The sequence below is a fragment of the Paraburkholderia yinzeri genome, assembly GCF_046581065.1.
Lineage (GTDB): Bacteria > Pseudomonadota > Gammaproteobacteria > Burkholderiales > Burkholderiaceae > Paraburkholderia.
Genome location: NZ_JBFOCJ010000003.1, coordinates 1,018,668 through 1,031,889, shown reverse-complemented (window position 1 = coordinate 1,031,889; position 13,222 = coordinate 1,018,668). Strand labels below are relative to the sequence as shown.

Genomic DNA, 13,222 nt, shown 5'->3' with positions numbered 1-13,222 from the left:
CTTTGTCCCGAAAGCGCCTAATCTTGGGATATCGGGCGCGTGCCCTTTTGTGCACTGTTCGGACGCTTCGATGCGCGTTCATCGTCCTCTATCTGCCGCGGCGCATCATGCGCTGCGCGCTCATCCGCATTACCCGCTGCCGGCGCGGGTTGCCCGTGCTGTCCTGTTCGCCGTGCTGCTGGCCGTCTGCGCGGCTGTGGCGGTGTCGCGCGCCGCAGCCGGCGCACCAGCCTCCATCGTCGTCATGACCGTGAACGGCGCGATCGGACCGGCGAGCGCCGATTTCGTCGTTCGCGCGCTCGAACGTGCCGCGAACCGGCACGCGCCGCTCGCGATCCTCGAACTCGATACGCCGGGCGGCCTCGACACGTCGATGCGCGAGATCATCAAGGCCATTCTCGCTTCGCCGGTGCCGGTCGCGGCATACGTCGCGCCAGGCGGCGCGCGCGCCGCGAGCGCGGGCACCTATATCGTCTACGCGAGCCATATCGCGGCGATGGCGCCGGGCACCAATCTCGGCGCGGCTTCGCCCGTGCAATCAGGCGTGGGCGGTGTGGGCGGCGGCGCAGCAGGGGGCGCGGGTGCTGCGTCGGGCGTGTCCGGCACGTCCGGCGCGCCGCCGGACAACGCGGCATCGACGGAGACCCGCAAGGTCATGCAGGACGCCGCTGCCTATATCCGCGGGCTCGCCCAGCTACGCGGCCGCAACGCGGTGTGGGCGGAGCATGCGGTGCGCGAGGCCGTCAGCCTTTCCGCCAACGAAGCGCTCGCCCAGCACATAATCGACTTGATCGCACTGGACCCCGCCGATCTCGCGCGCCAGGTCGACGGCCGCGTCGTGACGACGGCGGCCGGCACGGTGAGGCTCGAGACCGCGCACGCTCCCCTCGAAATCGTGGCGCCCGACTGGCGCGACCGCGTGCTGGCTATCGTCGCCGATCCCAACGTCGCGTTGATCCTGTTGACCGTCGGCATCTACGCGCTTTTCTTCGAATTCGCCAACCCGGGATTCGTGCTGCCCGGCGTGGCCGGCGCGATCTGCGTGCTGGTGGGCCTCTTCGCCATGCAGTTGCTTCCCGTCAACTACGCGGGCCTGGGCCTCGTGGTGTTCGGCCTCGCCTGCCTCATCGCCGAGGCGTTTTTGCCGACCTTCGGTGTGCTTGGCTTTGGCGGCATCGTGGCGTTCGCCATCGGCGCGCTCATGCTGATCGATACCGACGTGCCGGGCTACGGCATTCCGCTGCCGCTTGTCGCGGGCCTCGCGCTGGGCGGCGCGATGTTCGTGGCGCTGGTGTCGAGCGTGGCGCTGCGCGCGCGGCGGCGTCCCGTCGCGAGCGGTTCGGAGGCCATGGTCGGCAGCATCGGCGAGGTGATCGACGAGGGTGTGCAGCCCGATGGGCCGCGCGGCGCAGCCGGCCATGTGACACCGGCCACGGGCTGGGCGCGCGTTCGGGGCGAACGCTGGCGCGTGGTTTGCGACACTCCGCTCGCGGCCGGCCGCCGGGTGCGTGTGACCAGCCGCAGCGGTCTGCTGCTGACCGTGACACCGCTAGACGATAGGCCATCACGCGGAGACGCATCATGATCGGATTCACGTTCGGGTTCTCGAGCATTCTCATCGTCGCGGCGGCGATCTTCGTCGTGTCGGCGATCCGTATCTTCCGCGAGTACGAGCGCGGCGTGGTCTTCATGCTCGGCCGCTTCTGGAAGGTCAAGGGCCCGGGGCTCGTGCTGATCATTCCCGTCGTCCAGCAGGCGGTGCGGATCGACCTGCGCACGGTCGTCTTCGACGTGCCGGCGCAGGACGTAATCACGCGCGACAACGTGTCGGTGAAGGTCAACGCCGTGGTCTATTTTCGCGTCGTCGATCCGGAGAAGGCCGTGATCCAGGTCGCTCGCTATATCGATGCAACGAGCCAGCTCGCGCAGACCACCTTGCGCGCGGTGCTGGGCAAGCACGAGCTCGACACGTTGCTCGCGGAGCGAGAGCAACTGAACGCCGATATCCAGAAGACCCTCGACGCGCAGACGGACGCATGGGGGATCAAGGTATCGACGGTCGAGATCAAGCAAGTGGACCTTAACGAGTCGATGCTGCGCGCGATCGCCCGGCAGGCCGAGGCTGAGCGCGAACGCCGGGCCAAGGTGATCCACGCCGAAGGCGAACTTCAGGCCTCCGAAAAATTGCTGCAGGCCGCGCAGCGGCTTGCCTTGCAGCCCCAGGCCATGCAGTTGCGCTACCTGCAGACGCTCACGACGATCGCTGCCGACAAGAACTCGACCATCGTGTTCCCGCTGCCGATCGATTTGCTGACCGCGCTGGTGGACCGTTTCGGCGCGCCACGCGAGCGCTGAGCGGGAACCATGAAAAACGCCCTTGCGGTGGAAAACCGCAAGGGCGTTTGCAGGGGTGCCGCTGCGATTACTTCGCTGCGGTTTCGAGCGTGGCGTTGAACGTCTTGCTCGGACGCATGACTTCGGCGAGCTTCGCGAAGTCCGGCTTGTAGTAGCCGCCGATATCGACCGGCTTGCCTTGCACTGCGGCCAGTTCGGCCACGACCTTCTGCTCGTTTTCGGCCAGCGCCTTCGCGAGCGGCGCGAAGTGAGCCGCGAGGTCCGCGTCTTCCTTCTGCGCGGCCAGTTCCTGCGCCCAGTACATCGCGAGGTAGAACTGGCTGCCGCGGTTGTCGAGTTCGCCGGTCTTCGGCGACGGGCCCTTGTTGTTGTCGAGCAGCTTGCCGGTGGCGGCGTCGAGCGTTTTCGCGAGCAGCTTGGCCTTCGCGTTGTTTGTCTTGATGCCGAGATCTTCCAGCGAGACAGCCAGCGCGAGGAATTCGCCGAGCGAATCCCAGCGCAGGTGGTCTTCCTGCACGAGCTGCTGCACGTGCTTCGGCGCCGAACCGCCCGCGCCCGTTTCGTACATGCCGCCGCCCGCCATCAGCGGAACGATCGAGAGCATCTTCGCACTCGTGCCGAGTTCCATGATCGGGAACAGGTCGGTCAGGTAGTCGCGCAGGATGTTGCCGGTGACCGAGATCGTGTCGAGACCGCGGATCACGCGTTCGAGCGTGTAACGCATCGCGCGGACTTGCGACATGATCTGGATGTCGAGGCCGTTCGTGTCGTAATCCTTCAGATACGTTTCGACCTTCTTGATCAGCTCGTTTTCGTGCGGACGGTAGGGGTCGAGCCAGAACACGGCCGGCATGCCCGAGTTCTTCGCGCGCGTGACGGCGAGCTTGACCCAGTCGCGGATCGGCGCGTCCTTCACGAGGCACATGCGCCAGATATCGCCTTGCTCGACTTGCTGCGTGAGCGCTTCGATAACTTCGCCCGTGGCGTTGTCGACAACGCGCGCCGTGCCGTCTTGCGGGATCTCGTAGGTCTTGTCGTGCGAGCCGTATTCCTCAGCCTTCTGCGCCATCAGGCCGACGTTCGGCACCGTGCCCATCGTGCGCGGGTCGAATGCGCCGTTGGTCTTGCAGAAGTTGATGATTTCCTGGTAGATGCGCGCGAACGTGCTTTCCGGAATCAGGCACTTCGTGTCGGCCGGGCGGCCGTCGGCGCCCCACATCTTGCCGCCGGCGCGGATCATCGCGGGCATCGAGGCGTCGACGATCACGTCGTTCGGCGCGTGCAGGTTCGAGATGCCCTTGGCCGAGTCCACCATCGCCAGCGACGGACGGTGCTCGTGGCACGCGTGCAGGTCGCGGATCACCTCTTCGCGCTTCGATTCCGGCAGCGTCTCGATCTTCGTGTACAGATCGACCATGCCGTTGTTGACGTTCACGCCGAGCTCTTCGAAGAGCTTCGCGTGCTTCTCGAACGCGTCCTTGTAGAACACCTTCACGGCGTGGCCGAACACGATGGGGTGCGAGACCTTCATCATGGTCGCCTTCACGTGCAGCGAGAGCATGACACCGGTCTTGCGCGCGTCTTCCATCTGCTCTTCGTAGAACGCGAGCAGCGCCTTCTTGCTCATGAACATGCTGTCGGCGATCTCGCCGGCCTGGAGCGCAAGCTTCGGCTTGAGGACGATGGTTTCGCCGCTCTTCGTCACGAGTTCCATGCGCACTTCGCGCGCCTTCTCGTTCGTGATCGACTTTTCGCCATGGTAGAAGTCGCCGTGCTTCATGTGCGCGACGTGGGTGCGCGAAGCCATGCTCCACTCGGCCATGCTGTGCGGGTGCTTCTTCGCGTAGTTCTTGACGGCGAGCGGCGCGCGGCGGTCCGAGTTGCCTTCGCGCAGCACCGGGTTCACCGCCGAGCCGAGGCACTTCGAGTAGCGCTTCTGGATCGCTTTTTCTTCGTCGGTCTTCGGATCTTCAGGGAAATCGGGGACCTTGTAGCCCTTGCCCTGCAGTTCCTTGATCGCGGCGACGAGCTGCGGCACCGATGCGCTGATGTTCGGCAGCTTGATGATGTTCGTTTCCGGAAGCTGCGTGAGACGACCCAGCTCGGCCAGATTGTCCGGCACGCGCTGCTCTTCCGTCAGGAATTCCGGAAACTCGCCGAGGATACGGCTCGCCACGGAAATATCGCTGGTCTCGACGTTCACGCCGGCCGGCGCAGCGAAGGTGCGGATGATCGGCAGAAACGCGCTGGTGGCAAGCAGCGGCGCTTCATCGGTCAGGGTGTAGATGATGGTGGGTTGCTGGGTACTCATCGGCTTCTTGGCGGGGGTCAAAAAAACAGGGTGGTAACACCACCGGCTGTGCACAGTCGGCGTAAACACCCGGATTTTGCCTGATTTCGAGGCGAGACGGGGGCCGACGTGACCAGAAATTTCATATTGTGGAAATGCGTACCGCAGTTTTGCGCGCGGCCAGGCTCAACCCGCATGGTGGGGCGGGGCGGCGAGGTGCGGAAAGTCTGGCGGGGAAGGCGGTGCACGGGAGCGCCTGGCCGCGCGCGACGGGGCAGGGAGGATTGGTGCCGCGAGCGGGTAAGCGTATAGGCTCTTTTGTTTGCGATCCCGATTCTCCGTCAAGCTGGTAAGGACCCTTGTAAAAAAGGGAAGGAATGGGCCGCCAGTCGAGCAGGCGATCATCACGGTCGGCCAGCCGGCGGCGTTGTGCCCGCGGCGATTGAGGTCGTTGGGATTTGCCCTATAACGCAACTAACTGTCGGCCGCGCGCGACGCTGTCAAACCATCCTCGCGCGCGGCCAGGCTTGTCTGAGTATCCATCGCTCGATCTCGTTTCGCAGAGATGAGGGTGGGCTGGCTGTGGCAATGCGTCTCTGGAAGAATCGGACCCGCGGCCTATATTGGATTTCGTCCACGAAATCCCGAAACGACTACGACATGGCCCGCACTTTCCCGCTCTATCCGAAGCATCCCGAACGCGTCTGCTGGGGCTGCAACCGCTATTGCGCCGCCTCTTCGCTAAGCTGCGGCAACGGCGCGGAACGAACGCCGCACCCCGTGGAACTGCTGGGCGACGACTGGCTCGACTACGGCGATTGGGGCATCGAGCGGCCCGCCACGACTCCGCAGGACACCGGCGCACCGCGCGGCTGATACCTTTTCAGCCCGCCACGTTGCGCACGAACGCGGCGCATCCCGCATCCATGAGCGGCTCCACGCGCTCGCGCGCCTCATCCGGCAGAAGATCGCAAAACCAGACGAAGCGGCACTGCCCCGGGCTCACCGGGAAGATCTGGATCGACGCATGATAGTGCTCGAAACGGCCGCCGCCGATGCAATAGGCGATGCGCATGCGCGGCTCGTCGATCGCGACGATGCGCTCCTCCACTACCGCGCCGTTTGCAAACGTGACGGTGCGCACCTTGCCGTCGAAGACGGCATCGACGAGCACCCCCGCAAATGCCTTTGCCGCGTTGCCCGGATCGCGCAGCGCATCCCAGGCTCGGGCCGCATCGATATCCAGCGTGAGTTCACGGACCAGCGTAGTCATGGCGGTATCTCCTTCGCAGACCCGTGAGTTCAGCGACCTCGGTGCGAGTGCCGGTGATGCACGTCCGGGTAATGCGCGTGACTGTGGGTGAGGGGGGCGTGGTGGTGAGGATGGGTATGCGGTTCGGTGCCGTCCCAGTCGAAGTTGTGTGCGTGCTGGTGATGCGCGTCGTGACGGTGGCGATGCGTGTGGTCGAGCGGGTCGTGCGTATGCGCATGTTCGTGTCGTTCGCGAACATGCAGCCAGACGCCGATCGCCATGAGCGCGGCCGCGAGCCAGAACGTCGCCTCCGGACGCTGCGGCCACAGCAATAGCGAAATCGCGACGCCGAACAGCGGCGCGACCGAAAAGTAGGCGCCGGTGCGCGCGGTACCCAGATCGCGCAAGGCCACGACGAAAAGCACGAGACTGACACCGTAGCCCGCGAAGCCCACGGCCATCGCACCCGCCATCGTGCCGGCGGTGGGCAGGTGGGCGCCGAGCGAAAGCGCAATACCCAGGTTGACGGGGCCCGCAAAGAGTCCCTTGAGGCAGGCGATCACCATGGCGTCGTTGGTGGACACCTTGCGGGTGAGATTGTTGTCGACGGCCCAGCACAGACAGGCTGCGGCCACGAGCAGCGCGCCGGGGGCGAAGCCCGCATGCGACGCGGGCCACGACAGCAGGACGCCTCCCGCGACGATGGCGGCCATACCGAGAAAGATCTGCGTGTCGACGTTCTCGCGGAAGCAGATCCAGGCGATCAGTGCCGTGAACACGCCTTCGAGATTGAGCAGCAATGAGCTCGTGGCAGCGGGCGTGCTCGAAAGACCTAGCATCAGCAGCGCGGGACCGGCAACGCCGCCCGCGGCGATCGCGCCGGCGAGCCAGGGGATCTCGGCGGCCTTCAGCGAATTTTCGTTCCGCGAGCCGTTCGCCGCACGGCTGCCGCGCCGTAACGCAATGGCGATGGCAAGCCCCACGCCGCTGCCCAGATAGAACAGTCCGGCGACCATGAACGGCGGCAGTGTGCCGAGCAGCGCCTTGGCGAACGGTGTGGTGGCACCGAACAACGCGGCGGCGGCGAGAGCCTGGAAAATGGCGTTCTTGTGGTACGTCATGACAGTGTGCTGCAGAGGGTGATGGGCGCCATTCTACGCGCGCGCATTGTGCGGCTCGGCATCACCTCGGCCAGCGAATGGGCATGCCGCCGCGCGTCCTCGGAGGCGCGGCGCCGCCCCGTCGCCGCATTTATTGGCGCACGAGCGCCATCATCGCTCCAAAGCCGACGAACACGCCGCCGGTGAGGCGGTTGAACGCCTTCGCGACGCGCCGGCTCTTGAGCGTCGCGCGGATGCGCGTGCCGCAAGCGGCATAGACCAGGTACCAGCCGACTTCGACGACGGCGAAGGTCGCGACGAGCAGACCGAACTGTGGAAGCGTGGCGCGGCTCGCATCGATGAACTGCGGCAGCAGGGCGGCCGCGAAGAGGATGGCCTTCGGATTGCTGCCGGCGACGAGAAAGCCGTTGCGATAGAGCGCGCCTGCGTGGCGCGCGGGTACAGCGACGGCGGCTGCGTCGGCGGTGTGGGTTTCGTCCGGTAAGCGGGCACGCCAGGCTTTGATGCCGAGGTAGACGAGGTAGGCCGCGCCGATCAGGCGCAGCGCGTTGAACATGGCCGGCCACGCCTGCAGGAATACGCCGAGGCCGGCGGCGGATACCGAGAGCATCAGCACGAGGGCGGAGAGACATCCGGCCATCGTGGCGCTCGTGCGCCGCAGACCGTGCTGCGCGCCATGCGTCATGACGAGCAGCATGTTGGGACCGGGAATGGCACAGACGACGAAGACGGTGGCGAAATACAGCCACCAGGTATGCAGATTCATGGGGACGGCGGTCAGGGGTTGGCGCGAAGGAGGGGATTATGCCAGCGCCAGCGTGCCGGAGACTCCCGGTCTTGGTTGTCAACGAATCGAAATATACGAGAAAATATAGCGATAAAGTACAGGTCCACGGACAGGACCGTGCGAATACCCCTGTATGCCTGGGCACGAGGCTCTCTGTGCCATTTGCGCGGGATAACTGGAGCGATATCAGGTGAGTATCGGCAGCAAAGAGGCGGTTGGAGAAAAATTCTCGGCCGCCGCCATGGAGTACGCGCGCGCGATGACCTGGAAGGCTGTCGGGCAGATCGCGGCCGCTATCCGACCCGGTATGCGCGAATCGGAAGCCAATATCGAGGCCAGATCGATCCTGCAGCGCCTGGGCATGGACCGCATCTGGCATCCAATCCTGATCCGCGTTGGCGAAAACACGCTGCGCACTTTCAAGGAGCGCTCCGAGGGCGATCCGGTTCTGGGCGAAAACGATCTCTTCTTCGTGGATCTGGGCGTGGTCTGGAACCAGCACGAAGGCGACGCCGGAGCGACCTTCGTCACCGGCGACGATCCCGAGATGCAGCGTTGTGCCCGGGACGTGAAGACCATCTACGACGAGGTGGCCGAACACTGGCGCAGCACGGGCTGCAGCGGGATCGAACTCTACGGATATGCCGCTGCGCGAGCCAACGCGCACGGTTGGCGGTTGAATGTCGACATCAAGGGTCATCGCGTCAGTGACTTCCCGCATGCTCTCTACAAGGCCGGCAACCTCGGCGACCTCGATACCGGACCCGCGGCGGGTTTGTGGATCCTCGAAATCCAGATCGCCCATCCTGTGCGTCCATTCGGTGCGTTTTACGAGGACCTGCTTGCGTAGCCGGGTTTGTGTCCGTTCGCACTCGCCATAAACGCAGCGGAATGACCGATATGTTTCGGGTCGAACTGGTCCCGGGGCGCTCGCCGGCGTAATATACAACGGACTATATCGAGCCCCTTTAAGGCCGGATCTGGCCCGGAGACACGAGAATGGACATCGCGCCGGCCTCCGTCGAGCAGACGACCACGCTATCTCTGACCGGTAGCCTCATGCGCCCGATGGCGCTTTCGCTCGACGCGCTTCGACAGTACCCAAGCGCGACATGCGCGCCCTTCGATTTGCGCTGCTACACCACGCAGCGCTTCATTCGCACCGTGGAGTCGTATCGCGGCGTGCGCCTGACCGAATTGCTCCGGCAAGCCGGCCTGCGTAACGACGTGCACGGCGACTTCAAGCGCATGGTCTTCCTCGCGGTGGGGCACGACGGTTATTTCGTGACGTTTTCGTGGCACGAATTGTTCAATACGCCGGTGGGCGAGCAGGTGCTCGTCGCTTACGAATGTGGTGGCGCCCCGCTCGACGAGCAGGACGGCGCTCCGGTGCTGTTCTCGGGCGCCGATCTCGTGCCGGCGCCACGGCACGTGAAGCGCCTCGCGCGCATCGAGGCTCGCGTACTGGCACTCTGACGCGGCCCCGATTCACTTCCGCCTTGTGCGATGCTCGAACGTCACTCTGTCGAGCGCGTACCGGACTGAAACGTCGAGCGCGGCATGTGAGAGCGTGCATAGTCCGGATGGTCGCATCGTTATGAACCCGGCAGGATGGGCCTACCCGCCTGACCCAGGCAGTTCCCCTGAATTGACGTATCGTTGTATCGCCACGTATACATCAAAGACAGGCGTAAAACATTGGCGTAAAACGACGGCGGTTCGCATGTCCCGGGAAGTTATCGACTCCTATCTGCTGCAGGTTCTTCATACCCTCATCACCGAATCGAGCGTTTCGCGGACTGCCCGATTGCTCGGCCAGTCGCAGCCGACGATCAGCGTGGCGCTGCGCAAGCTGCGGACGATGACGGGCGATCCTCTGCTCGTGCGCAGCGGCAGCCACATGGTGCCCACGAGCCACGCGCTCACGCTGATCGAGCCGACTGCGCAGGCGCTCGCCGGTATTGCCGCCGTGCTGCACCCGACGACGGCATTCGATCCCGCGACCACGCGCCGGACCTTCCATATCGGTTCGCCCGACTACCTGGACGTGTTCTTCCTGCCGGCCGTCGTCGACGCGTTTCATACCCAGGCGCCGCGCGCGCACCTCGAATTCCAGCATCTGATGATGGTGGATGGGGGCTACGAGTACAGTCTCGAAAGCGGCGCGCTCGATCTTGTGATCGGCAACTGGCGCACGCCGCCGGAGCATCTGCATCTGCAGCCGCTGTGCAAGGACGACCTCGTGTGTCTGCTGCGCATGGAGCATCCGGTCAAACCCGGCATGCTGAGCCGGGAGGTCTATCAGGAAGCCGGGCACCTGGCGGTCGCCACGCATCACGCCTCCGGGCCAGGCACGATCGACATCGAGCTGGCACGCAGCGGGCTTTCGAGGAACGTGACGACCACGCTGCCGTATTTCGGCATGGCCCCTTACGTATTGATGCGTTCGAATCTGCTGTTCACGACGACGCGCGGACTGGCCGCGCACTACTGCAACCTGCTTCCGCTCAGGATGGAGCCCATTCCCGGCGAGCCGCAGGCACTCACTTATTACCAGCTCTGGCACGACCGCACGCATCGCAGCGCGGCGGCGATCTGGCTGCGCCATCTCGTGGCCGGTGTCGCGAAGGGGCTCGCACGCTGAAGGTCGCGGAGCGTGAGGAGGTGGGCATAAAAAAACCGCGAGCATGGCTCGCGGTATGAAAACGCCTGGCGTCGGCATCCGGTAGACAGGTAGAAACCCGACAACGACGACAGCGCGCAACAGGGGGCGGTCAGCGGAAACGGCCTGTTGTCGGATGGGCCCTGGCCGCATCCGGTTGTCGTGACTCTGCCGCGCGCCCGACTTAAGCCTCAGCGCACGCGTTCGCCGTCATCCGCTTCAACAGCGCGGCCTTGTCTGCGGTTGCGGCGCCCAGCAGGGCAAAGCCGGTCATGCGCTTCGTCTCCTTGCTTTCGCAAACGGCGCGTACCGCGTGAGGCGGATCTTGCGTGGCCAACTCGACCGTCCAGTGTCCGTCCTGCGCCGCGGGCGTTACTACCACGGCCGGCACGGCAGGGGTCTTGACGACAACGGGCATGAGCGGGAACTCGACGCGCGTCGGCGTCCCGCACAGCGTTCGGGCGAGTGCGCGCGCGGCATGCATGATTGGCAGTACATAGGGTTGCACGCGGCCCTCGATCGCCGCGCAGTCTCCGAGCGCGTAGATGTCCGGCGCGCGGGTGCGGCACCAGGCGTCCGTGCTGATGCCACCCTCGATCTGCAAGCCGGCTGCGCTTGCCAGTGCCGTTCTCGGCACGAGACCGATTGCGGACACAACGATATCGGCGTCGAGCGAAGCGCTGTCGGTCAGCGTCAGCCGATAACCGGGATCACGCCGGGAAACCGCGGTGACTCCGCAGCCAAGCCGCACGTCCACGCCCGCCTCCGATAACGCGCGGGAAAACACCGCGCCGGCTTCGGCCGGCAGCAGCCGCGGGAGCGGCGCACTGGCCGGGTCGATCAGGCTGACCGCATGGCCGCCCGCGATCAGATCGTTGGCGAATTCGCAGCCGATCAGGCCCGCGCCGAGTATGGCCACCGAACGGCACGACGTGAGCGCCTCGCGAAAGCGCGCGTAGTCGCCGAGATCGTTGATGGACAGGACGTCCCCCGCGCCGTCGCCTTCCATCGGGAGGCGCCGCGGATCCGCACCGGTGGCAAGCACCAGCGCGCGATAGCGCAGCCGTTGCCCGTCGACGACGATCGCGTGCTCGTCCGGCACGAGGCGTTCGACATGGCGATGGGTCCAGACGCGCGCGCCCAGTTGGGCGGCCATCGTCTGGGCGTCGAAGCTCGCCAGCTCGCGTGGCGCCTTCTTCATCGCGAGCGCATTCGAGAGCGCGGGCTTGGAGTAGAAGCTGCCGTCGTCGCGGCTCACGATGACGACGGGCGTTTGCGTATCGAGCTTGCGCAATTCACGCGCCACCGTATAGCCGGCGAGGCCCGTGCCGACGATCACGACGGGATCGGATCGGGTAGCAGGGTGTATGTTTTGCGTCATGCCGTCACCACCTGCATCTCGAAGTCGTGCTTGCCCGTCGCGCAGTCCGGACACATCCAGTCGTCCGGGACATCCTCCCAGCGCGTGCCCGGGGCAATCCCCTCGTCGGGCAACCCTTTGGCTTCGTCGTAGCGAAAGCCGCAAATTACGCATTCCCAGATTTTCATCGCGTCTCCTCTCTGGCCCGCATCAACGGACATACGATTGACCGAGCCCGATCTCCGCGAGCGCGCGGCGGTAGGCGCCCGAGGAACGGTCCGCGAGTATCGGCGCTTCCTGAGCGCGGTCGATCGGCAGGTCCTCGGGACACTGCAGTTCGACGATGGCCCGATCCTCCTCGAACACCTGGCGGTTGAACGCGTAGACGTCGTCGAGCGGCAAGTCCTGGTCGAAATTGCGTGCAATCGGAACGAAGAGACGCGTGAGGCGTGCCGAAACCGGGCTGGCGGCATTGAGAATCGCCAGTCGTCCGTTTTCGGGGAAATGGACCGTGAGCCTCGCGAAGAACGGCACGTCGACCTCGAATACGCGGCGCCACAGGAAGCCTTCCGGCGCGCGATGCTGCATCGACTTCGGAAAATTGCTCACCGTGCTGGCGTACTCGGCGCGCAGGCCGTTGGGGCGCCGCTCGACCGAATATTGCGGAACCACGGGATTCCTGCGGTCCGCGAAGCTGTCGTGATGGATCCAGGCAAAATGCGCGACGTCGATAAAACCCTCTGTCTGCCGTCCCGCCGAGGCGCGAATGTCGATCGAGGGCGGGAGGATCTGCTGATATCCCTCCGTGTTCCACGCCGGGAAATCGGGCAACGGCAGCTCGCCGCCGCCGAGCGAGACCCATACGAGGCCATAGGCTTCCTGCGCCGCGTACGTGGTGAGGCAAAGCCGTTCGGGAATCGGGCCTTCGGGCTGCGAGGGAATGTGGTTGCATTTGCCGCTCGCTCCGTACTCCAGGCCGTGGTACGGGCAAACGAGATTGCCGTTGTCGACCCACCCCCGGCTCAACGGCGCGCCGCGATGGGGACAAACGTCGCGCGCCGCGACAATCCGTTCTCCTGAGCGAAACAGGACGAGCGGCTCGTCGAGCAACGTGACGCCGAGCGGTTTTTCGGCCACGTCATGCGCAAAGGCGACGGGATGCCAGTAGCGGCTCAGAATCTCCCAGTCGCGGGTGTCGAAGGTGCAGTTGCGTGGCGTGGCCGGCGACCCTGAACGGGTCAGCGTGATCACCTGGGGTTGAGTCATGCGCGTCTCCTGAATCGTGTGCGTTCATCACGGCGCCCTGGTCGATGGCTTCGACCTTGCCGTGTGCACAACGATATTCAGTTGCGAGCGCTCATCCCATCCCTTACCGGTCATGTAGTCTATGTAAGG

The 13,222-nt window shown here is 65.0% G+C and carries 13 protein-coding genes; 6 read left to right on the top strand and 7 right to left on the bottom strand.

Annotated elements, in window-relative coordinates; genetic code table 11:
• Nucleotides 1-70 precede the first annotated feature (70 nt).
• Together WJ542_RS31465 and WJ542_RS31460 are read left to right on the top strand one after the other, a co-directional pair.
• Complete coding sequence (locus tag WJ542_RS31465; protein WP_411193432.1) at nt 71-1,585, top strand: NfeD family protein; 1,515 nt, start codon at nt 71-73, stop codon at nt 1,583-1,585.
• The gene (locus WJ542_RS31460; protein ID WP_411193431.1) at nt 1,582-2,355 is read left to right on the top strand and encodes a slipin family protein; all 774 of its coding nucleotides are present in this window, start codon (nt 1,582-1,584) and stop codon (nt 2,353-2,355) included. Before WJ542_RS31465 ends, WJ542_RS31460 begins: the two co-directional genes overlap by 4 nt.
• Before the next feature lie 67 nt (nt 2,356-2,422).
• Here WJ542_RS31460 and WJ542_RS31455 read toward each other — a convergent pair whose 3' ends face one another.
• Nucleotides 2,423-4,666: an NADP-dependent isocitrate dehydrogenase gene (locus tag WJ542_RS31455; RefSeq protein ID WP_411193430.1), complete on the bottom strand. Its 2,244-nt coding sequence runs from the start codon at nt 4,664-4,666 to the stop codon at nt 2,423-2,425.
• A gap of 639 nt (nt 4,667-5,305) precedes the next feature.
• On the opposite strand from WJ542_RS31455, the gene WJ542_RS31450 reads away from it, so the two are divergent.
• On the top strand, nt 5,306-5,521 hold the full coding sequence (locus WJ542_RS31450; protein ID WP_411193429.1) for a DUF3079 domain-containing protein: 216 nt from the start codon (nt 5,306-5,308) through the stop codon (nt 5,519-5,521).
• Between the two features lie 7 nt (nt 5,522-5,528).
• Here the strand turns inward: WJ542_RS31450 and WJ542_RS31445 are convergent, their stop codons facing one another.
• The 3 genes from WJ542_RS31445 to WJ542_RS31435 form a co-directional block, all read right to left on the bottom strand.
• A complete protein-coding gene (locus WJ542_RS31445; protein WP_411193428.1) occupies nt 5,529-5,918 on the bottom strand; it encodes an SRPBCC family protein in 390 nt (129 codons plus the stop codon).
• A gap of 29 nt (nt 5,919-5,947) precedes the next feature.
• Nucleotides 5,948-7,018 carry a DMT family transporter gene (locus WJ542_RS31440; protein WP_411193427.1) on the bottom strand — a complete coding sequence of 357 codons (1,071 nt, stop codon included), beginning with the start codon at nt 7,016-7,018 and terminating at the stop codon, nt 5,948-5,950.
• A gap of 130 nt (nt 7,019-7,148) precedes the next feature.
• The gene (locus WJ542_RS31435; RefSeq protein WP_411193426.1) at nt 7,149-7,784 is read right to left on the bottom strand and encodes a LysE family translocator; all 636 of its coding nucleotides are present in this window, start codon (nt 7,782-7,784) and stop codon (nt 7,149-7,151) included.
• A 262-nt stretch (nt 7,785-8,046) separates the two neighbouring features.
• Here WJ542_RS31435 and WJ542_RS31430 point away from each other — a divergent pair, with 262 nt between their 5' ends.
• The 3 genes from WJ542_RS31430 (at nt 8,047) to WJ542_RS31420 (ending at nt 10,449) form a co-directional block, all read left to right on the top strand.
• Nucleotides 8,047-8,655 carry a M24 family metallopeptidase gene (locus tag WJ542_RS31430; protein ID WP_411193586.1) on the top strand — a complete coding sequence of 203 codons (609 nt, stop codon included), beginning with the start codon at nt 8,047-8,049 and terminating at the stop codon, nt 8,653-8,655.
• Between the two features lie 149 nt (nt 8,656-8,804).
• Nucleotides 8,805-9,281, top strand: a complete 477-nt coding sequence (locus WJ542_RS31425) for a molybdopterin-dependent oxidoreductase (RefSeq protein ID WP_411193425.1) — start codon at nt 8,805-8,807, stop codon at nt 9,279-9,281.
• Between the two features lie 247 nt (nt 9,282-9,528).
• Nucleotides 9,529-10,449 carry a LysR family transcriptional regulator gene (locus tag WJ542_RS31420; protein ID WP_411193424.1) on the top strand — a complete coding sequence of 307 codons (921 nt, stop codon included), beginning with the start codon at nt 9,529-9,531 and terminating at the stop codon, nt 10,447-10,449.
• 202 nt (nt 10,450-10,651) lie between these two features.
• Here the strand turns inward: WJ542_RS31420 and WJ542_RS31415 are convergent, their stop codons facing one another.
• The 3 genes from WJ542_RS31415 to WJ542_RS31405 are packed head-to-tail and all read right to left on the bottom strand — an operon-like array spanning nt 10,652 to nt 13,093.
• On the bottom strand, nt 10,652-11,848 hold the full coding sequence (locus tag WJ542_RS31415) for an NAD(P)/FAD-dependent oxidoreductase (RefSeq protein ID WP_411193423.1): 1,197 nt from the start codon (nt 11,846-11,848) through the stop codon (nt 10,652-10,654).
• On the bottom strand, nt 11,845-12,015 hold the full coding sequence (locus WJ542_RS31410; protein ID WP_411193422.1) for a rubredoxin: 171 nt from the start codon (nt 12,013-12,015) through the stop codon (nt 11,845-11,847). Before WJ542_RS31410 ends, WJ542_RS31415 begins: the two co-directional genes overlap by 4 nt.
• 22 nt (nt 12,016-12,037) lie before the next feature.
• Complete coding sequence (locus WJ542_RS31405; protein ID WP_411193421.1) at nt 12,038-13,093, bottom strand: Rieske 2Fe-2S domain-containing protein; 1,056 nt, start codon at nt 13,091-13,093, stop codon at nt 12,038-12,040.
• Nucleotides 13,094-13,222 lie beyond the last annotated feature (129 nt).